Origin of the sequence: Maribacter spongiicola, from assembly GCF_052119685.1 — a bacterium.
Lineage (GTDB): Bacteria > Bacteroidota > Bacteroidia > Flavobacteriales > Flavobacteriaceae > Maribacter > Maribacter spongiicola_A.
This window is the reverse complement of sequence record NZ_JBGQOO010000013.1, coordinates 83,383-105,319: the sequence shown is the minus strand read 5'-3', so window position 1 is coordinate 105,319 and position 21,937 is coordinate 83,383. Positions and strand designations below refer to the sequence as shown.

At 34.2% G+C, this 21,937-nt stretch carries 19 protein-coding genes; 12 read left to right on the top strand and 7 right to left on the bottom strand.

Features of this window, described 5'->3' with window-relative positions; genetic code table 11:
* Window positions 1–23: 23 nt before the first annotated feature.
* Entirely contained in the window at window positions 24–278 is a 255-nt protein-coding gene (locus ACEN2N_RS16140; RefSeq protein ID WP_441825281.1) for a DUF4834 domain-containing protein, read from the bottom strand.
* An 87-nt stretch (window positions 279–365) separates the two neighbouring features.
* On the opposite strand from ACEN2N_RS16140, the gene ACEN2N_RS16135 reads away from it, so the two are divergent.
* Both ACEN2N_RS16135 and ACEN2N_RS16130 read left to right on the top strand, forming a co-directional pair.
* A complete protein-coding gene (locus ACEN2N_RS16135) occupies window positions 366–1,451 on the top strand; it encodes a transporter (RefSeq protein WP_441825280.1) in 1,086 nt (361 codons plus the stop codon).
* Between the two features lie 87 nt (window positions 1,452–1,538).
* Entirely contained in the window at window positions 1,539–2,657 is a 1,119-nt protein-coding gene (locus ACEN2N_RS16130; RefSeq protein ID WP_441825279.1) for a GTP cyclohydrolase, read from the top strand.
* A gap of 68 nt (window positions 2,658–2,725) precedes the next feature.
* On the opposite strand, the gene ACEN2N_RS16125 is transcribed toward ACEN2N_RS16130, so the two are convergent.
* The 3 genes from ACEN2N_RS16125 to ACEN2N_RS16115 all read right to left on the bottom strand — a co-directional run bounded on the left by ACEN2N_RS16125 (window position 2,726) and on the right by ACEN2N_RS16115 (window position 7,279).
* Window positions 2,726–3,985 (bottom strand): aminotransferase class I/II-fold pyridoxal phosphate-dependent enzyme, encoded by a 1,260-nt coding sequence (locus ACEN2N_RS16125; RefSeq protein WP_441825278.1) that lies wholly within the window; start codon window positions 3,983–3,985, stop codon window positions 2,726–2,728.
* A gap of 117 nt (window positions 3,986–4,102) precedes the next feature.
* On the bottom strand, window positions 4,103–5,143 hold the full coding sequence (locus tag ACEN2N_RS16120; protein WP_441825277.1) for a PLP-dependent cysteine synthase family protein: 1,041 nt from the start codon (window positions 5,141–5,143) through the stop codon (window positions 4,103–4,105).
* Window positions 5,144–5,221: 78 nt separating this feature from the next.
* Window positions 5,222–7,279, bottom strand: a complete 2,058-nt coding sequence (locus ACEN2N_RS16115) for a S9 family peptidase (RefSeq protein ID WP_441825276.1) — start codon at window positions 7,277–7,279, stop codon at window positions 5,222–5,224.
* A gap of 126 nt (window positions 7,280–7,405) precedes the next feature.
* Here ACEN2N_RS16115 and ACEN2N_RS16110 point away from each other — a divergent pair, with 126 nt between their 5' ends.
* Window positions 7,406–7,732 (top strand): YbaB/EbfC family nucleoid-associated protein, encoded by a 327-nt coding sequence (locus ACEN2N_RS16110; protein ID WP_441825275.1) that lies wholly within the window; start codon window positions 7,406–7,408, stop codon window positions 7,730–7,732.
* A gap of 40 nt (window positions 7,733–7,772) precedes the next feature.
* On the top strand, window positions 7,773–8,225 hold the full coding sequence (locus ACEN2N_RS16105; protein WP_441825274.1) for a thioredoxin family protein: 453 nt from the start codon (window positions 7,773–7,775) through the stop codon (window positions 8,223–8,225).
* Window positions 8,226–8,672: 447 nt separating this feature from the next.
* Here the strand turns inward: ACEN2N_RS16105 and ACEN2N_RS16100 are convergent, their stop codons facing one another.
* Window positions 8,673–9,773, bottom strand: a complete 1,101-nt coding sequence (locus ACEN2N_RS16100; RefSeq protein ID WP_441825273.1) for an OmpA family protein — start codon at window positions 9,771–9,773, stop codon at window positions 8,673–8,675.
* 187 nt (window positions 9,774–9,960) lie between these two features.
* Between ACEN2N_RS16100 and ACEN2N_RS16095 the strand changes: the two genes are divergently transcribed.
* Window positions 9,961–10,275 carry a YegP family protein gene (locus ACEN2N_RS16095; RefSeq protein ID WP_441825272.1) on the top strand — a complete coding sequence of 105 codons (315 nt, stop codon included), beginning with the start codon at window positions 9,961–9,963 and terminating at the stop codon, window positions 10,273–10,275.
* Here ACEN2N_RS16095 and ACEN2N_RS16090 read toward each other — a convergent pair.
* A complete protein-coding gene (locus ACEN2N_RS16090) occupies window positions 10,268–11,290 on the bottom strand; it encodes a threonine aldolase family protein (protein WP_441825271.1) in 1,023 nt (340 codons plus the stop codon). The genes ACEN2N_RS16095 and ACEN2N_RS16090 overlap by 8 nt on opposite strands.
* Before the next feature lie 20 nt (window positions 11,291–11,310).
* A complete protein-coding gene (locus ACEN2N_RS16085) occupies window positions 11,311–13,719 on the bottom strand; it encodes a zinc-dependent metalloprotease (RefSeq protein ID WP_441825270.1) in 2,409 nt (802 codons plus the stop codon).
* 194 nt (window positions 13,720–13,913) lie between these two features.
* Here ACEN2N_RS16085 and ACEN2N_RS16080 point away from each other — a divergent pair, with 194 nt between their 5' ends.
* The 7 genes from ACEN2N_RS16080 (at window position 13,914) to ACEN2N_RS16050 (ending at window position 21,891) form a co-directional block, all read left to right on the top strand.
* A complete protein-coding gene (locus tag ACEN2N_RS16080) occupies window positions 13,914–15,377 on the top strand; it encodes a circularly permuted type 2 ATP-grasp protein (RefSeq protein WP_441825269.1) in 1,464 nt (487 codons plus the stop codon).
* 9 nt (window positions 15,378–15,386) lie between these two features.
* Window positions 15,387–16,334, top strand: a complete 948-nt coding sequence (locus tag ACEN2N_RS16075; RefSeq protein ID WP_423998994.1) for an alpha-E domain-containing protein — start codon at window positions 15,387–15,389, stop codon at window positions 16,332–16,334.
* 30 nt (window positions 16,335–16,364) lie between these two features.
* A complete protein-coding gene (locus ACEN2N_RS16070) occupies window positions 16,365–17,219 on the top strand; it encodes a transglutaminase-like domain-containing protein (protein ID WP_441825268.1) in 855 nt (284 codons plus the stop codon).
* 62 nt (window positions 17,220–17,281) lie between these two features.
* A protein-coding gene (prfB, locus tag ACEN2N_RS16065) for a peptide chain release factor 2 (protein ID WP_441825267.1) occupies window positions 17,282–18,383 on the top strand; the annotation gives its coding sequence in 2 pieces (ribosomal slippage) (window positions 17,282–17,347 and window positions 17,349–18,383; 1,101 coding nt in all).
* Window positions 18,384–18,445: 62 nt separating this feature from the next.
* The gene (gene arsC, locus ACEN2N_RS16060; protein ID WP_441825266.1) at window positions 18,446–18,790 is read left to right on the top strand and encodes an arsenate reductase (glutaredoxin); all 345 of its coding nucleotides are present in this window, start codon (window positions 18,446–18,448) and stop codon (window positions 18,788–18,790) included.
* Window positions 18,791–18,878: 88 nt separating this feature from the next.
* Window positions 18,879–19,391: a hypothetical protein gene (locus ACEN2N_RS16055; protein ID WP_441825265.1), complete on the top strand. Its 513-nt coding sequence runs from the start codon at window positions 18,879–18,881 to the stop codon at window positions 19,389–19,391.
* Between the two features lie 4 nt (window positions 19,392–19,395).
* Window positions 19,396–21,891, top strand: coding sequence for a TonB-dependent receptor domain-containing protein (locus ACEN2N_RS16050; protein ID WP_441825264.1), 2,496 nt, complete (start codon window positions 19,396–19,398; stop codon window positions 21,889–21,891).
* Window positions 21,892–21,937 lie beyond the last annotated feature (46 nt).

The window sequence follows — 21,937 nt, the reverse complement described above, 5'->3', positions numbered from 1 at the left end:
AAGTAGTGTTTTGACAAAGATAACTAGTCTAGCTCTTCAAAATCAATGTATTCACCTACTTTTTCAGAATCGTTCTTTTTTCGAGATGGTTTTTTATTGATAATTACACTTTTTTCTTCCTCTTGGTTAAAAGGTCGTTGATTATCAAAAGCTTCTCTAAAATGAGATTCTGTTTTCTTGGCAGCGTAGTTTAATATTTTCGGCGCAAATAACTTTGCCAAAAATTTTAGCAAGTAATACACCAAAAGAATAATTAATATAGTTTTTAAAAAAGCCATTTATTCTTACTTAAGATATATCAAAAATACAATTATCACGTTGTATATAAAGAATCATACTATTAAAATAATTATAAAATCGTGTTCATGAATAGTCTTTTTGCCTACTCTAAATCATATCAATACGTATTAAGCATACTTTTTCTTCTACCATTGGTAGCCATCTCTCAATATACAGATGTAATAAATTCTAATAGACCTGGCGTATCGGTCAGTGCCTATGCCGTAGGTAAAAATGTTGTTCAAGCAGAAATGGGTTTGTTTTACGAACAACGAGACCATACCCTTTTAAATACCCAATCAGATATTTGGGGAACAGATATTTCATTGCGATACGGATTATTATTCGAAAAACTAGAACTGAATTACGAAGGCACTTTTCAAGATCAAAATATAACATTTTCTAATTTTGACCTGTTAGGCAAACGAAGAGATTTCTCTAGAAATAGATTGGGATTGAAATTTCTTGTTTATGATCCCTTTAAAAATCCTGAAGCAAATAAGCCTAATCTTTATAGCTGGCGAGCAAACAATAAATTTCAATTAAAAAACCTTTTACCTGCGGTATCACTTTACGGTGGAGCAAACTTTGTACTTGGCGATAACCCATTTTACATCGGTGAACCAACAATATCATACCGAGGTATGATTGCTACCCAAAGCAGAATTACCCCAAGGTTTGTGTTGATCACTAATACGGCATATGACCGCATAACTACAGATGACCCAGAATTAAGTTATACCATCTCATTATCGCACGCTTTTAGAAACCCTAAATGGAGTGTGTTCGTTGAACACCAAGGCATACAAAGCGATCGCTACGCCGATTTATTGATACGTGGTGGTATAGCGCATTTACTTAAAGAAAATCTACATTTAGACTTTAATATGGGTGCTAGCTTAAAAAACACCCCATCCCGTATTTTCTTCGGATTTGGTGGTTCATATAGAATGGACTTTCATAAAGACACTCTTAAACCCATTGAAGATCAAGAAGCTGACCAAAATGGAGGAGCGATTGACAAGAAGGCAATGAAAAAGAAAAAGAAGGAGAATAAAGAGCAAGGTAACGGCGCCGAAGATATTGACCTTGGTCCTTCTAAAAAGCAACTTAAAAAATTAAAGAAAGCCGAAAAGAAAAAAAAGAAGGATAGTGGCGAGATAGACTTCTAATTCGCTGCAACGCATCTCATTTTTCAGGCTTTACCACTTTACATTGTAGATTAATATCACTAATATTGGCACTTCTAAAGAAGTTCAATGATCACACTACATGAAGCAAAATCAAAGCAAGACTTAAAGCGCTTTGTAACTTTTCCGTTTTCTTTATATAAAGACAATAAATATTGGGTTCCGCCTATTATCAATGACGAATTAGAGAGTTTTGATAAAGACAAGAATCCCGTTTTTAAAGATGCCGAAGCTTGGTTTTTTCTTGCTAAAGACGATGAAAAAATAGTTGGTCGTGTAGCAGCAGTAATCAATCACCTAGAAATTAATCAACAGAATGTAAAAAAAATGCGTTTCGGCTGGTTCGATTTTGTTGATGACCCAGCAGTTTCAAAAGCACTTTTAGATAAAGTAGCCCAAATTGGCAAAGAGCATAATCTAGAATATATGGAAGGCCCAGTAGGCTTTTCTAATTTAGACAAAGTAGGTGTTTTAATAGAAGGTTTTGACCACATTGGCACTATGATTACCTGGTACAATCACGCCTACTATAAAGATCATTATGAGAATTTAGGTTTTGTAAAGGAGAAGGAATACATGGAAAATAAATTTCCTGCAAAAAATGCCGATCCTGCTTTGTTTAGCAGGTTGAATGATTTGGTAAAAAAACGCTACGGACTTAAAGAAGTCAATTTCACCAAGACAAAAGAAGTGATGCCTATGGCAGACGAAATGTTCGATCTTTTTAATGCAACGTATGCTAAGCTTTCTTCATTTGTGCCAATTACAGAAATACAGAAAGCATACTTCAAAAAAAAATATATCAGCTTTATAAATCCTGAATATATAAAGTTTGTGAAAGATAAAGATGATAAACTAATTGCCTTTGCTATTGTTATGCCTTCATTTTCAGAAGCATTGCAAAAAGCAAAAGGAAAGTTATTCCCCTTTGGATTGTTCCATTTGCTAAAAGCTAAAAAGAATAGTAAAGATGTTATTTTCTATTTGATAGGCATAGACCCCGAATATCAAAATAAAGGTGTTACCGCTGTTATATTCAATGAATACCATAAAACATTTAATGAAAAAGGCATTGACATGTGCTACAGAACTCCCGAACTTGAAGAAAACTTGGCTATTAAGCAAATGTGGAAACATTTTGACCCAGTAGTATATAAACGTAGAAGAACTTATAGAAAATCTCTCTAAAAAAAGACAAAAGAAAAAAGCCCAAAATCAAATGATTTCGGGCTTTATTAATATAAATTAATGAGATATTATTCTCCCATTGCGGCAGCTACTGCTGCAGACAATCTTTTATAAGTACCATTTTCTAAACGCTCACGAATTGCAGAGAAAGCTGTTAGCGTCTCTTCTACATCTTGTAATGTATGCGAAGCGGTCGGTATTAAACGTAATAGAATTAATCCCTTAGGTATAACCGGGTAAACAACGATAGAACAAAAAATACCATGATTTTCACGTAAATCTTTTACTAACGCCATTGCCTCAGGAATACTACCATTAAGATAAACTGGCGTAACACAACTAGTAGTTGAACCAATATCAAAACCTTTCTCCTTTAATCCGTTTTGCAACGCATTTACATTTTCCCAAAGTTTAGCTTTAAGCTCTGGTTGGGTACGTAACATATCTAATCGCTTTAATGCTCCTTTTACATAAACCATTGGTAATGATTTAGCGAACATTTGTGATCGTAAATTATACTTCAAATAATCAATAATACCTTGATCTGCTGCTAAGAAAGCACCAATACTTGCCATTGATTTAGCAAAAGTTGCAAAATATACATCAATATCGTCTTGAACACCTTGCTCCTCGCCTGCTCCAGCACCAGTCTTACCTAACGTACCGAAACCATGCGCATCATCAACCAATAATCGGAAAGTAAATTTTTTCTTAAGAGCAACAATTTCTTTTAATTTTCCTTGCTCACCACGCATTCCAAAAACACCTTCAGAAATAACCAAAATTCCTCCACCTGTTTGTTCTGCCATTTTAGTGGCACGTTCCAAGTTCAACTCTAAACTCTCAATGTCATTATGCTTAAACGTAAAACGTTTACCCATATGCAGACGTACACCATCAATAATACATGCATGAGAATCTACATCATAAACGATAATATCGTCTTTACCTACCAAAGCGTCGATACACGACATGATTCCCTGATAACCAAAGTTTAATAAATATGCAGCTTCTTTTTGTACAAAAGCAGCACATTCTTGCTCTAGTTGCTCATGAAACTCAGTATGACCACTCATCATCCTAGCTCCCATTGGGTAAGCAGCACCATATTCGGCAGCAGCCTCGCCATCAATCTTTTTAATTTCAGGAAGATTTGCCAAGCCTAAATAATCATTGATACTCCAGGTAATCACATCTTTCCCCTGAAATTTCATTCTATTAGAAATAGGACCTTCCAATTTTGGGAAAACAAAATATCCCTCTGCTTGTGAAGCCCATTTGCCTAAAGGGCCTTTATTCGCTAAAATTCTTTCAAATAAGTCTTTCATTGTTTAATTTGGATCTGTCTGCAAAAGTAAATAATTTTGATAAAAGTTCATAAATTATTTATAATGCAAAAAAGTGGGCCATAAACCCACTTTTTATATTCGATATTATAATAAGAATTACTTTATATACTGGATTTCTTGTGTCTCTTCGACTGTTTCGGTATTTAAGAAACCTTGATCTTCCATCCATTGGTCGCTATAAATTTTACTCATATAACGAGATCCATGATCAGGAAAAATACATACTACATTGCTATCCTTATCAAATGTATTTAGTTCATCTAATTGTTTAATAGCTTGCATTACGGCACCACTAGTATACCCAGCAAATATACCTTCTGTTCTAGAAATCTCTCTAGCTGTATGTGCACTTTCTGCATCGGTTACTTTTATAAACTCATCTATAGCACTGAAATCTGTAGCACCAGGAATCAAATTTTTACCTAAACCTTCTATTCTATACGGATAGATTTCGTTAGTATCTAATTTACCTGTTTCATGATATTTCTTCAATACTGAACCAAAAGCATCAACACCGATAACTTTAATATTCGGGTTTTGCTCTTTTAAGAAACGAGCTGTACCAGATATAGTACCACCTGTTCCACTACAAGCGATAAGGTGCGTTATTTGTCCGCCAGTTTGTTCCCAAATCTCAGGACCTGTAGATTTATAATGCGCTTCCATATTCAGTTTATTGAAATACTGATTAATGTATATGGAACCTTTAGTTTCTTTATGTAATCTTTTAGCCACTTCATAGTACGACCTTGGATCATCTGCACTTACGTGCGCCGGGCATACATATACCTTTGCGCCCATAGAGCGAAGCATATCTATTTTATCTGGAGATGATTTAGAACTAACCGCCAATATGCAATCGTACCCTTTAATGATACTTGCCATTGCAATACTAAAACCGGTATTACCTGAAGTTGTTTCTATTATTGTACTGCCTTCGGTAAGTAAACCTGCCTTCTCTGCCTGCTCAATAATATGAATCGCAATTCTATCTTTAGAAGAGTGACCCGGATTGAAAGCTTCTACCTTGGCGTAAAAATTACCTGTAAGGTTTTCGGCTATCTTATTTAATTTAACTAGGGGAGTATTACCTACTAGTTCTAATATATTGTTGTAAGCCCTGATCTCATTTTTCATAAGGGGGGATCAATGTTTAGTTATTGTATAAACGAAATTTGTTAAAATTTCTGATGCAAATTTACTGTTTTTTTTCCATTATGCGATTTTTCCTTCTAAATCTAAAAGAAATGCATATTCTTTGGCCACCTCTCGTAAAGACTCAAACCTACCTGAAGCACCACCATGACCTGCATCCATGTTTGTATCCATAAGCAAAAGACAATCATTTGTTTTTAATTCTCTTAATTTTGCTACCCACTTTGCAGGCTCAAAATACTGTACTTGAGAGTCATGTAGACCTGTTGTAACCAACATATTCGGGTAATCTTGGGCAATAACATTATCGTAAGGAGAATACGATTTCATGTATTCATAATATTCTTTTTCATTTGGGTTACCCCACTCATCATATTCACCGGTAGTAAGCGGAATAGAATCATCTAACATAGTCGTAACCACATCAACAAAAGGCACTGCCGCTATAACGCCGTTATATAAATCTGGCTGCATATTTATAATTGCACCCATTAACAAACCACCTGCTGACCCACCCATGGCGTATAAATGGTTGGCGCTCGTCATCTTTTGTTCAATTAAAAACTTAGAACAATCAATGAAATCTGTGAATGTATTTTTCTTCTGTAACAATTTACCAGTCTCGTACCAACGACGCCCTAAATACTCACCTCCCCTAATATGCGCTATTACGAACACAAAACCTCGGTCTAGTAAACTCAACCTTACGGTAGAAAAATAAGGATCAATGGTTGATCCGTAAGATCCATAAGCATATTGTAGAACAGGAGTATTCTCGTCTAAAACGGTATCTTTTCTATAAACAACCGACATGGGTATTTTTTCACCATCTCTTGCGGTTGCCCACAAACGTTCTTCTTTGTAATTATTTTTATCAAACAAACCACCAAGAACCTCTTGTTCTTTTTTTATTTCTCTTTCTTTAGTACGCATATTAAAATCAATAACCGAACTAGGGGTTGACATTGAGTTGTAAGAGTATCTTAAAATCTCAGTATCAAAATCGGGGTTACTACCAACGTACGCAGTATATGTTTCGCTTTTAAATGGCAGAAAGTATTCTTTTTTACCATCCCATCTAATAATTCTAATTTTATTGAGTCCGTTTTCACGTTCAGAAAGCACATAATACTCCTTGAAAATATCAATATCTTCTAAGAGTACCTCTTCGCGATGCGGAATAAATTCTTGCCAATAATCCGATGTTGTATTCACCTCTGAACAACGCATCAATTTGAAATTCAATGCCTTATCCATATTCGTCAAAATATAGAAACTATCCTCGTAGTGAAAAATAGTATATTCTAAACCTCTTTTTCTAGGTGAAAATATTTCAAACTGCCCATCAGGGTTATCCGTAGAAAGCGTTTGAAATTCAGAAGTCATGGTACTAAATGAACCAATCACCAAAAACTTCTTCGATTTTGTTCTGTAAATAAATGTGCTAAATGTATCGTCCTTTTCATGAAAAATCAGAACATCCTCAGAAGTGGGCGTACCTAGAATATGCTTGTAAATTTTATCTGAACGAAGGGTAACTGGGTCTTTTCTAGTATAAAACAATGTTTTATTGTCATTTGCCCATACTCCGCCACCAGTCGTATTCTCTATTTTATCTTCTAAAACTACACCTGTTTCAAGATTTTTTATCTGTAAGGTATATTGTCTTCTAGAAACGGTATCTACACCAAAAGCAGCCAATTTATTATCAGGACTAATAGCGATACCACCTAAACTAAAGTAATCATGACCTTTAGCCATATCATTACAATTGAACATAATTTCTTCAACTGCCTCTAAATTTTGTTTGAATCTTGAATGCACCGGGTACTCACCACCAATTACATATCTAGTACTATACCAGTAATCATTTAATTTATAGGGAACCGAAGAATCATCTTCTTTAATTCTACCCTTCATTTCTTGAAACAAGGTTTCTTGAAACTTTTTGGTATGCCCTGTTAAGGTATCGTAATACGCATTCTCTGCCTCTAAATATGAGATAACATCTTTATTCTCCTTATCATTTAGCCAATAATAATTATCTAAACGAACGTCATCATGAATAATTAATTCTTTAGGAATTTTTTTCGCCTTTAGCGGATGTTTAGCAGTCATAAAAACTTCATTATAAAATAGGACGACAAAAATAAGACTAAATAATCGACCCCCGTTTTATTAGTTTGAAAAACTGAAATACTCCTATTTTTAGTACTTTTACAACCTAAATCTAAAAATAATAATATGTTTGGAGATATGATGGGCATGATGGGAAAACTTAAAGAGACCCAAAAAAAAGTTGAGGAAACTAAAAAAAGATTGGATACCGTAACCTTAGAAGAAAAATCTAACGATAATCTAATTTCAGTTACCATTACTGCCAATAGAGAACTTAAGAAAATAGTAATAGATGACAGTCTTTTGCAAGACAAAGAGCAATTAGAAGATTATCTAATTTTGACTTTGAACAAAGCAATTAAAAAGGCAACTAACGTTAACGAAACAGAATTAGCTGCTGTAGCCAAAGACGGCATGCCCAATATTCCTGGCATGGATTCGTTATTTAAGTAAGATTGGCAGGTTATTTGTATTAACCTATAAAATATTGATTATGAAGTACTTTATATTATTATTTATGATTCCGCTGCTGGCAATTTCACAAGCAGATTTAAATAACGTAGATGATTCTAAATGGCTTACTAATTATGACTCTGCTATTTCTAAAGCAAAAAAGCAACATAAAAATGTGCTTGTATATTTTACAGGTAGCGACTGGTGTCCGCCATGTAAAATGCTAAAGACCGATTTATTCGAAACGCATGAGTTTCAAGAATTATCAAGCAACTATATTCTTCTATATGTAGATGTTCCAAGAAATAGAGATTTGATATCAGAAAAGCAAATGGTTCACAACAAAGAATTGTTGACTAAGCTGAATAAGAAAAAGGTATTTCCATTGTTGACCGTTTTAGATTCAAAAGGAAATGAATTAGACCAATTATCAGGTTACAGCATGAATGGTGTAATAGATTCTCACCTTAAACTGTTAGAGAATAATAAATAAGCGAAAATTCAGATTTTAAATAAAGGGCTTACGATATGTAAGCCCTTTTTATTTTATAGATTTCTTTAAGATTTACACCTTTAAATCATTCAATAAGAAAGGCATTTAAAAACGAATCGAGTAACCTCAGCAAGAGTAGTTAAGAAACCATTACTGCATGCAATTGTAGCGCCACAAGCCTTTAAAAAGAGTTCGATACTTCAAATAATCAATAGAGCAACCAAGAAATTCTCTTCTAGTAGATCTTAAAACATTCGCAAATACAATCCCGATAAAAGTGTATAGGTATCGAAGTGTATTAGCTACCTGTATACAAAATTTATTGTGTCAATCAATAATGATAACAAACATTATTCAGCTACTGGCAGAATTATAGCTAGTTCAATATAAAGCACAAAAAAAGGGCTTACTTTACGTAAGCCCTTTCTCCTATTAATACACTATTTACTAGTTATTAATTAATCTAAATTGAGTTCTTCTGTTTGCCGCGTGCTCTCTTGCAGTACAAGAAACACCATCGCTACATCTGTTTAATAATTTAGTTTCACCGTAACCGTTAGCTACTAAAAGACTAGAGTTAACACCTTTTGTTATTAAGTAATCAGCAACCGCCTTAGCTCTTCTTTCAGAAAGATCTTGGTTAGAAGCTGCTCCACCTTGAGAATCTGTATGAGAAGCTAATTCAACTTTAACACCAGGGTTTTGAGCCAATACTGGTAATAATCTGTTATCGATTAAGTTTCTTGCTTCTGCAGTTAACGTTGCGCTACCAGACTCCCAGTTAATAGGTAAAGCTTGGTACTCAACTAATGCACACTCTACTTCTTTCCAAGTAGTTAATCCACCTTTTTCCTTTAATACTTCTTTAGAGATAGTAGTAGTTTTTGCTGGGATCAATTCTTCTACCGTGTAGGCATCTTTATCTAAAACTGTTTTAGTAATTTCTCTGTATTCAGCAGGAATAATTTTTTCAACTACAGTTGCAGGTGAAATTAATACTGATTTAGTATATGATCCATTTTTAGAACCTAACGGAGAACTAGTAGTAGAAGCATCATTTGCAAGAACTTGAGTTGAAACTGTCTCAAATTGTGCAGGATACCCTTTGTAACACCAATATCTACAATCATCAGGGTTACCTGACTCACAATCAGGAGCAGCAACTCCTAATTCCCATTGTGCATAAGCTGGTTTTATTTCTAAGGTTTGTGTGCTAGGAGAAAAAGAAGCAGGGATCACCTGTAAAGAATTTCCACCTCCTTTAGATACATACGTTACAGTTTCTGTTCCCCACTTAGCAGGAACTACCGTAAGTACTTTCTCTTCTTCTCTCACTAATACACGTTCTGTAATTGTCTTGAATGTAGCAGGAACCGTTTTTAAAATCTTGTAAGACGGATTTGTTGTTATTGTTGTTGACTCGTTTACATAAACATCGGGAGTTGTACAACGAACATAACATTTACCAGGTTCTGGATTTGACGGCAAATCTTGTGCCATTGCAAAAGAAGCTGAAAATGCAACTGCTAGAAATAATACTTTTTTCATTTTGATAGTGTTTAAAATTAATAATTGGTTATTTGAAATTATTTATTTGAGGTTTCCTGTTTAGCCGTTTCATTTTAGTATCGAACTCTAATTTGAAACCGACTGGGTTAACGCCTCAATAATTAAGACACACTATTATTTAGAAAGTCACTAAAAAGCAGAGAAAATATTAATTATCTTTAGTGACATGATTAAAATTGACAAGAAGGAAGACGGATTCTATCAGTTCATTTTAAAGTCTGATAATGGCAACACCCTATTAAAGAGTGTATCGTTCCGCACTGAGAACGAACTAGATAACACCATTAAAGATATAAAAGCGTTAAAAAATGCTAACGGTAAATTTTTTGAACGCAGAACAAATACCGATGGGAAATTTTTGGTGGAATTAAAAAATTCTACAGGAAAAATAATCGGCTCCAGCGGACTTTACTCCTCTGAAGCCGGTATGGAAAATGGAATATTGAATATTTCTAACAGTATTGACTTTGGTATTAAATAGCCACCAACAGCTTCAATAATTCTTCGTGCATATTATCTGTGTAATCTAAATGGGTTACCATTCTCAATTTACCTTGACCCATACTAATGATTAAAATATCTTTTTCTTTTAGGGTTTTTACAAATTGATCACTGGTCATATAATACTCATCAATTTCAAAAATGACAATGTTGGTCTCAATAGGCTCCACCTTTTTTATGAAAGATTTAGATACTAACACCTTTCCAATTTCTTTAGCTTTTTTATGATCCTCTGCCAATCTATCAATATTATTATCTAAAGCATATATTGCTGCGGCAGCCAAAAAGCCAGACTGGCGCATACCACCACCAAAAATTTTACGAATTCGTAGCGCTTTGTCCATATATTCTTTTGTACCTATTAGCAATGAACCTACCGGGCAACCTAATCCTTTACTTAAGCAGACGCTTATAGTATCGAATAACTGACCATATTGAAATGCCGTTTCATTCTTTTCTATCATGGCATTCCATAAACGGGCACCATCTAAGTGATATCCTAATTTATAATCATCGCAGACTTTTCTTATTTTCTGAAGCTCTTGAAAATCCCAACATGTACCACCACCTTTATTTGCGGTATTCTCAACACATACCAATGTGGTAAGCGGACTATGATAAAAATCTGGCGGATTGATTACAGACTCAACCTGAGCAGCCGTCATAGTACCTCGATCACCATCTACCAATCTACAAGAGACACCGCTATTAAAACTAACTCCGCCTCCTTCATAATTATAGATATGCGCATACTTATCGCAAATTAACTGCTCGCCAGGCTGGGTGTGCAATTTTATAGCAGTTTGGTTGGTCATGGTTCCACTAGGAAAAAATAACGCAGATTCCATGCCAAAAAGCTTGGCAGCTTTTTCCTCTAAAGCATTTACTGTTGGATCTTCTTTAAAGACATCGTCACCAACCGCTGCAGACATCATTGCATCTAACATGCCTGTTGTAGGTTTTGTTACCGTATCACTGATAAGATTAATTAGCATAAGAAATTGTAAAAATTGAATTAATGAAAACAACTCATTCCAATAGGCGAACCATCAGGAATCTTAGGCGAAGGTATTACTTTGAACAATTCTGGATGCTCTCTAAATGTTTTAATTCTTTTAACCATTTCTGCACTAATTGCATTTGAGCCAGAATCTTTAATCAATTGAATATTCAACTCATTTAATTTTTGAGATGCAATCGCATTTACCTGCGGATGGACGCTTGTATGCCCTGCCAAATTCATAATATGAAATAACACTCTAAAATTAATAATGGTCTGGGCTTCACTCAAATAAGCATCTTTCTGCTTCATATTAATAGTCGCTGCAATCAATTTATCTAAAACCTTATCTAAACCAACATTATCGGTAGCAATTGCTTTTTGTTGAATTAGTCTTGATGCTTTCTCAGGATGTAATAAAAACGTCAACGTCATGTCTGATGCAGTTTCAACAGCCGACAATGCATCAAAAGAAACACCTGTTTTACCATTTATAGATTCTCTTGTTCTTGGTGTACCAAAAGCACGTGGCGGAAACAAGCTTAATTTATCTTTAGGTATGGCAATTTCACTGGCATCTAAAGTTTTCAAAACAACTTTCAACGCTTCTTCTTGCATTTCTTTATCTGCAATAGCAACAACTTCTTGTCCATCACCTTTTATGGCATAGTTATATTCTAACCCTCCTATAACCTTCGCTACACCTTCCGTCTGGTATCTATGAAAGAAATAAAGTGGCACAAATACATCTTCTAAAACCGAATATGGTGTACCATCTTGAATATTATCAACAGAAAAATTAGAAATAGCTACTTTACGCAGCTTCAGCATATCATCTAATTCTTTACTAACATCTGTTCCATTATCCCATAAATGAGCCAACACATGAGCACTACCTTGTGGTCGTGCATCTTGATCTGTAATATAACGGAGTCCGTCAGTCTTGGCTTTATCCAAAATTTTGTTCAGTCCGTCTTTCTCGCTTTCACCTTCATTAAAATTTTGATAAGAATAAGCAACTGTAACCTTATCCCAATCCCCTATTCCTACTTCATAGGCTTTTTCAAAATCAACTTCACCATTTATTAATGAAAATTGCGGATGCGGATAATCCATCACCGACGATTTGTTAGTAGTACTTGCTGCATAATTATGAGCGAAACCCAAAGTATGTCCGATTTCATGAGCTGACAGCTGACGAATACGGGCAATTGCCATTTCTAACATTGGCTGGTAGTTATCATCTCGCTCAGCAAAAGGCTTGTTCATCAATGCTTGAGCAATTAAAAAATCTTGACGAATTCTTAAACTACCTAAACTTACATGACCTTTCATAATTTCACCAGTTCTAGGATCGGTTATACTACTACCATAGCTCCACCCTCTAGTTGAACGGTGTACCCATTGAATAACATTATAACGAACATCTAAAGGATCGGCATCGTCAGGTAACACTTTCAATTGAAAAGCATCTTTATAACCAATAGCTTCAAAAGCCTGGTTCCACCAACGACCACCTTCTAAAAGTGCAGACCTTACAGGTTCAGGCGTTCCATTATCTAGATAATAAATAATTGGTTCAACCGCTTCACTAACTGCTGCCGTAGGATCTTTTTTCTCCAAACGGTGTCTTCTAATAAATTGCTTTAAAATATTAGATTCTACTGACGTTGCGTAATCGTAATAATTAAAAGGAGAAGAACCTGATCTTGGGTCAAATACACGTTTTTCATATTTATTATCTGGTAACTCAATAAAAGAATGATGTTCAGCCACCGTAACCAAATTTGCATTTGGTGCAACACTTCTTATATACCCTCCTTTAGCTTCACCGGTAAAAGTCATGGTAACATCAAATTCTACATTTTTTGGAAAGGCTTTAGTTCTATCAAGAGCAAATGCACTTTTAGATTTATCTAAACTATACGAACCTTGTTCTGTTCTTTTTAAACGGTTAGACACACCATGAGCATCTTGCATTAAAAAATCAGTAATATCAATAACATATGTACCACTTTTCTCTTCTACAATTGGGAAACCGAATAAAACTGATTTAGCAAAAGCCTGCTTTACAGATTTACGTTCTAATTCATTATCGGTAATCGCCCTATATTTCATATTCGGCTGAACCAACAATAGTTTGTTACCAGCTTTCTTAAAAAAGACTACTTGTTCATCTCCTAATTGACCTCGATCCAAACCAATATCATTGCTACCGATACCACTGCTTAAAGAGTAGACATATAAAAACTCCTCTTCTAAATTATCGACCTCCAAATAAATTTTATCGGTTTCGCCGTCATAATAGAAATCATAAAGACCTTCATACTTGACAAAATTTTTCTTCTTATCACTGAACTGAGCAGATAACAAATTAAAGGACAGTATTAACAACCCGACCAAAAGCATATAATTCTTTCTCATTCTCTTATTAGTTTTCACTAAAAGTATAGAAAAACTTATAAATGAAAAACATGTATGGAAAACTAAATTATAATTACCAATCTTGTTAAAAAGCTATTGAATAATTATATAATAAATAAAAAAACAATCAATTATTACAAAATTGCCATTTGTTTATTACGTTTTATCATGTACCTTTTACAAAAACAATTTCTATGGCCAACATTGAAAATCAAATATTCTCTTCTTATCAAAGAAACCCAGATCTGTATGACGAAATTTATGATAAGGAAGGAAAAGTAAAAGAAATCTACCAAAAGCTTTTCGAAATTTATGGAGAACACACGATAAGTGATTATGTAAATTTAAATTCTAAGGCTAAATCTTCTTTTTTTAATCAAGGAATTACATTTCAGGTGTATGGTGATAGTAATTTACAAGAGAAAATATTTCCGTTTGATTTATTTCCCCGTATAATTGACCATAAAGAATGGGATATAATAGAGCGTGGATCCATACAGAGAAGTAAGGCTTTAAATTTATTTCTATGGGATATTTATCATGACAAAAAAATACTAAAGGATAAAATTGTTCCATTAGATTTAATTACATCGTCAGCCAACTACCTCGATCAGATGAACGGCTTAAATCCTCCAGGCGGTATTTATAATCACATTTCTGGTATTGATATTATCAAACATAATGATGGTAAATACTATGTATTAGAAGATAATATTAGGTGCCCATCTGGTGTTAGTTATGTAATATGTAATCGTACAGCCCTTAAAAAAGCTCTATTTGGAGTTTTTAATCACTATCAAACCCATTCTGTTACCAACTATGCAGAAAATCTATTAGAATTACTTGAATCGGTTAAACCAAAAGGCGTAGATGTACCAAATGTGGTTGTAATAACGCCTGGTATGTACAATTCTGCGTTTTATGAGCATTCGTATTTAGCGAAGACCATGGGTGTGGAATTGGTAGAAGGTCGCGATTTATTTGTGGAGAACGATTTCGTTTATATGAAAACTATAAAAGGTCCTGAAAAAGTTGATGTCATTTACAGACGAATTGATGACCAATTTATTGATCCTTTAGAATTTAGACCAGATTCAGCCCTTGGTGTGCCAGGCTTATTTGCTGCTTATAAAAAAGGAAACGTCACTTTAGCAAATGCCCCAGGAACTGGTGTGGCCGATGACAAAGCTGTGTATACCTATATGCCACAAATCATTAAATATTATTTAGACGAAGAACCAATACTTAACAATGTTCATACCTACCATTGTAGTAGACCAGATGAGTTGAAATACGTACTAGAGCATATACACGAATTAGTTATAAAACCGGTTGATGAGGCAGGTGGCTATGGCATTTCTATAGGTAACAAGTTAACCAAAGCAGAAATTGAAAAAGTAAAAGCTGAAATTAAGGAGAACCCAAGAAAGTATGTGGCACAGCCAATTATGTCGCTAAGTGTTCACCCAACATACATAGATGAAACTGAATCTTTTGAACAACGCCATGTAGATTTAAGAACATATACAGTACTGGGCAAAGACAAAGAATTTGTTTTAAAAGGAGGATTAACTAGAGTAGCATTAAAAAGAGGAAATTTAATAGTAAATTCTTCTCAAGGTGGTGGTTCGAAAGATACATGGGTATTAAAAAAATAATAAAAAAATATGCTAGCAAGAGTAGCCAATAATTTATTCTGGATGGGCCGATATATTGAACGCTCAGAACATGTTGCACGTTATTTGAACGTGAACTATTTTTCATCTTTAGATGCACCTAATATAAAATCGCAAGATAGACAGTTTGTATTAAGATCAATGCTATTCATGCTCGGCGACCCCGAGAAAGATGAGAATAAGTTTCTTAAAGAACAAGATGTATTATATAGTATCGGTTTAGACCCTAACAATCCTTTTTCGATCATAAGCACGGTAAAACTAGCTAGGGAAAACGCAAATAGTGCTCGAGATTTAATATCTACAGAGCTCTACGAAGCAATTAATAAATTTTACCATTTCGTTCTTAATTACCCAAAAGAAGTTTTTGTAAAGAATGGGCTTCATGACTTTACAAGTAACATTGCAGAAATGACAGCAATATTACGTGGTAAAATAAGAGGAACGTTGCTACATGATTCTGTCTATGCAATTATAATGATGGGTGTAAATATTGAGCGGGCTACACAAATAACCCGAATGATAAATTCTAAGTACAACGATGCTCTATTATCTCAAGGAAGTCATGGTGATAAATTTAGTAAAAGTTTTGAATGGACAACACTCTTAAAATGCGCAGAATCATATGATATGATGCGTAGATTTTACAAAAAAACACCGACTAGCATAACTACCCTAGAATTTTTGATTTTAAACCCTAATTGCCCTAGATCAGTTATGAATTCATTAAATCAAGTAAACGAGCATGTAAGAATGCTTAATCCCGAAAAACGATATAACAACGATTCAACCGCGTTTTTAATTGGTAGGGTCAGAGCAGAATATGAGTTTAAATATGTTGAAGAAATAGAAAAGGATATTAAATCATTTATTGAAGATATTTTAGATAGCCTGGTCAAAATAAGCAACAAAGTTGATGAAGAGTTTTTTAACTATTAAGACCATATATTAGGGGTATCTTTGATTATTATGCCAAACCAATATAATATAACCTATAGAACAGAAAACACATATGAGAATTGGGTAAATGATGCCTATTGGCAATTTCTGATTATTCCTATGGAAAATAATTCTCAACATCATATCGATGTTAAATTTTCCAATTCATTATTTGCTGTAAATGAATTTTCAATAAACGGATATGGTTTTAGAACGATACGAGTTCATCCTAAGAAAAAATTCAAGAAAATAAATTTTGAAGCACAGTTTAGTTTTATAAAAGACCATATAGACCCCTTTAATTTTCCTTTAGAAATAAATGATTCTTTGGCATATAAAGAAATTAATGAATTAACCTTCAAAATTAATTTTGAAGCCTTTCTAAGAAGTTCACCACTAACCAAACTACCAAACGATGTAGATTCGATTTTTGAATTTAATTTATCGAACACAATTTTCGAAAATCTACAAGAGTTGAACAAATTGACCTTTAATCATCTACAATTTAAAACAGGTGTAACTCAAGTTGACACAAAATTGATTGACATTATATCGGCCAAACAAGGTGTTTGCCAAGATTTTACACATTTATTCTGTGCTATAGCTAGACAAAATGGTATACCAACAAGATATGTATCTGGATACATAAATCAAGAACATGGCCTTTTAGGAGATTCTCAAATGCATGCATGGGCAGAATCTTATATTCCACAAGTTGGGTGGAAAGGTTTTGATCCTACTAATAACATATTGGCAAATACGAATCATATAAAGGTTTGTCATGGCAAAGACTATAATGATTGTTCACCTTTAAGAGGAATAATTTATTCTCACGGAAGAAACAAAACTACACATACTGTAAAGGTGCAAAGCCAACAACAGTAATTCCAAAAAATCATTCTTTACAATCAACAAAAGAGTATTATTTTTACCCAAAATAAAATTTTATGAACGTAAGTATAGACCACTACAAAGGTCTTATAGATCGCCTTGGTGCGTTGAGGAGGTATCTTTGACATCGATGGCAAATTAATAGAAATAGAAAACGAGCAAGAAAAAACCTTGGCACCTGATTTTTGGAATAATCCCCAAGAAGCACAGGCTCATATGAAATTTATCCAATCTAAAAAGCAATGGGTAGATGACTATAATGCTGCAGAAAATTTAATTGCAGAATTAGAAATACTCATTGAATTTCAACAAGAAGGAGAAGTTTCTGAAGAGGAAGTTGAAAGTCAATTTACAAAAGCTTTGAATACCATTGAAAAGATGGAATTCAAAAACATGTTGTCTGAAGAAGGTGATGAACTACCGGCAGTTTTGCAAATTACCGCAGGTGCAGGTGGAACAGAAAGCTGCGATTGGGCTGCAATGCTTATGCGTATGTATATGATGTGGGCAGAAAAGAACGGGTACAAGATTAAAGAGCTCAATTATCAGGAAGGTGATGTTGCCGGTATTAAAACCGTAACATTAGAAATTGATGGTGAATATGCCTTCGGATGGCTGAAAGGTGAAAACGGCGTACATAGATTGGTACGTATTTCTCCGTTCGATAGTAATGCAAAGAGACATACTTCTTTCGCATCGGTATATGTTTACCCATTGGTAGATGACAGTATAGAGATAGATGTAAATCCCGCAGATATTACAATCACCACTGCAAGGTCAAGTGGTGCCGGCGGACAGAATGTTAACAAAGTTGAGACAAAAGTTCAATTAACCCACCACCCTACAGGTATTCAAATTTCTTGTTCAGATAGTAGAAGTCAACACGAAAATAGGGCTACGGCAATGAAAATGCTAAAGTCTCAATTGTATGAGATCGAACTGCGTAAGAAAATGGAAGCACGACAAGAAATTGAGTCTTCAAAAATGAAAATTGAATGGGGATCACAGATTAGAAACTATGTAATGCATCCATATAAATTAATAAAAGATGTACGCACAGGCGAAGAGACAGGCAATGTCGACAATGTTATGAACGGAGATATTGATCAATTTCTTAAAGCCTTTCTAATGTTAATGGGTCAGAGAGAAGAAGAATAAAAATGTAATCCCAATTCATATGATTTAATGAATTGGGATTATATCTATTAAATTTAAAAATCATGATTAAAATATATCACAATTCTAGATGTAGTAAATCTAGAGATGGTTTAAAAGTGTTAGAAGAATCTGGCAAGACTTTTGAAGTAGTAAAGTATTTAGAAGAAATACCAACCAAAGAAGAATTAAGAAATATTATTAGCTGTCTAGATATTAAACCTATTAATCTGGTACGTAAATCTGAAGCAATTTGGAAAGAAAAGTTTAAAAACTTACCCTTATCTGACGAAGAATTGATAACTGCGATGATAGAACACCCTAAATTAATAGAGAGACCTATCGTCATAAATGGCAATACAGCTGTTATTGGCAGACCGACATCGAACATTAATGAATTGCTAAAATAGAATCCCTTTATAATCGCCTAGTCAATTATCTTAACAAAGTATTAACCATTTTCAGTTAAACCATAGTATAACTTTATAATCTAATCATATGAAAAAAGTAATAAAATGTAGCAATCTAAAGTTTTTGGGCTTGCTATTAATTCTATTAGGAAGTTCTGAAATTTACGCACAATACGGTTATGGCAATAATGGTTATGGATCTCGAGGTGGCAACGGTTATGGCAGACAAGGTAGTTCAATACCTCAGGCACAAACACCAGCCGAAGAACCAAAACCTAAAACTGCCGAAGAATTGGTTGATGGCGAAATGCCAAGAATTACTGAAGCGCTTGCGTTAAATGATTTTGAACAGGCTGTATTAAGTTCTGTTTTAAAGAAATATGTGCAAGAGCGTATAGAAGCTCAAATATTGAAACTTCCGCCAGAAAAAATGGCAGAGGTTTATGAGAATATTACAAAAAGACAAGATGAAGAATTAAAGGCGGGTTTGCCTTTAGAAAAGTATGAGGCTTTTGTTGCATTACAAAAAGATGGTGTAGCAAAAACCTTGAAGAAGAATAAAAAGAACAAAAAAGAAAAACGAAAGAAATCCAAAAACTGACTAAATGAAACAACTTTTTCCCTTACTCCTACTCCTAGCACTATCCTTCAATTATACATATAGTCAAAGACCGGGAGGAGACCGGGAAAGAGGTCCGATTACAATAAGTGGAAAGGTTCTTGATAAAGACGACAACCTTCCTTTAGAATATGCCACACTAGTACTTCAAAGTGTGACTAACCCTGATCAAATTACAGGCGGCATTACAGATATTGATGGCAATTTCAAGGTAGAAGCTTCACCTGGCAAATACAATATCTCTATCGAATACATTTCATACAAAACATACAAATTACCCAATCAAACGCTTACAGAAAATAAAGATTTAGGCACTGTTAGACTTGCCCTGGATGTTGCTCAACTAGAAGCTGTTGAGGTCGTTGGAGAAAAAACAACCGTAGAGGTGCGTTTAGACAAGAAAATTTATAATATTGGAAAAGACTTAACCAACAGCGGGGCAACTATTACTGATGCACTTAATAACGTACCATCAGTTGATGTTGATGTAGAAGGTGCTATTAGCCTAAGAGGCAATGCAAATGTAAGAATCTTAATTAACGGAAAACCATCGGCTCTTGCTGGGTTTGGATCTACAGATGCTTTAACACAGCTACCTGCAGATGCTATTGAAAGCGTTGAGGTAATTACTAGTCCGTCTGCAAGATATGATGCAGAAGGTACCGCAGGTATTCTAAACATTATTCTTAAAAAGGAAAAAACACTTGGTTTTAACGGCTCTGTAAATACTACTATTGGGTACCCGGTTAACAGTGGCATATCAGTAAATACAAATTTACGTACCGACAAATTTAATCTCTTCAACACCACAGGTTACAACTATAGAGATGCCCCTGGTAATGCTTTTTATGACAACACTTACTCTTCTGGTACCTATGATAGAATTATCGAAGACAGAGAATATAATAGGCTACGTAAAGGATTTAATACCAACTTAGGTTTAGAATATTTTTTAACAGAAAAATCTTCTATAACTGGTAGTGTATTCTATAGAACATCTGATAGCGAAGATAATACGGAAAACACCAACCAAAGGTTTATAGATAATGCATTAAATAGCGAAACATTTAGAACTGAAGATGAAAATGAAGATGATGAAAACTATCAATTCTCTTTAAATTATGTGAACGATCTTGACGACGACGGACAAAAATTAACTGTAGACCTTCAGTACTCTAAAGGTGAAGAAGATAAATTTTCAATTATTCAAGAAAACAATACATTACCTAATGATAATTTAATTGTATTAGAAAATGTATTCGAGAACGAAACAGATAATGAATATTTGGTTCAAGCTGACTATGTGCTACCGATGGGCGATGCTCAGTTTGAAGTTGGTTATAGAGGTACATTTGAAGAAACCGCAACTGACTACCGTTTAGATTCTCTAAATCAATCTACTGGACAGTTTGATATTAATGAAGACCTTACCAATTTATTCACCTATACCGAAAATGTAAATGCATTATACACACAGTACGGAAACAAATTTGGGAAGTTTTCTTTTTTACTAGGATTGCGATTAGAAAACACCCAATTGAAAGGTGAACTATCTTCTCTTTATGACACTACCGAATTAGAAGATCAATTAGGTGTTGATGTGGAAGCCAATTTTGATAAGAACTACTTAGGACTTTTCCCTACTGTGAATTTAATTTACGAATTAGCAGAAAATGAAAATATTTCAGTAGGTTATAACAGAAGAATAAACAGACCCAGAGGAAGATTCGTAAACCCTTTTCCATCTAGATCTAGTAGAACAAATATTTTTCAAGGAAATCCCGATTTGAACCCTGCATTCTCAAATGCTTTTGATATAGGTTATTTAAAGAGGTGGGATAAATTAACCCTTACCTCATCTATCTATTATCAGAAAGAAACAGACTCTTTTGAGCGAATTCAAGAAGAAACAGGTCAAACGACCACTGATGGTATAGAAATTATAAGATCTATTCCTATCAACCTTTCTACCAATGACAGAATAGGTTTTGAGGCAGGTGTATTATATAGTGCCGCTAAATGGCTACGTTTAAACTCTAGTTTTAATTTCTTTCAATTTTCTACAGAAGGGGCTTTTAATGGTGTTGATTATGGCACTACAAATACAAGTTGGTTTGCGAGATTTAGTTCTAAAGTTTCATTACCTGCAAAGGTAGATTGGCAAACAAATGCGTTTTACAGAGGACCTTCTTCAACTGCGCAAACAGAAAACGGAGGTATATTTTCATTGAACTTAGCCTTTAGTAAAGATATCTTAAAAGATAATGGGACAATTTCCCTAAATGTAAGTGATTTACTAAACTCTAGAAAAAGAACTTCTTATACAGAAACAGAATTCTTTACTTCAGAAAGTGAATTTCAATGGAGACAACGCCAAATAACTATGGGGTTTGTATATCGCTTTAATCAACCAAAGGAAAGAAACAAAAAAGGAAGAGGTGATGGTAACGGCGAAGATAACGGAGATGAAATAGAAGGATAGAAACCAGAATACAAGACACAAAAAAAGGAGCCAATAGGCTCCTTTT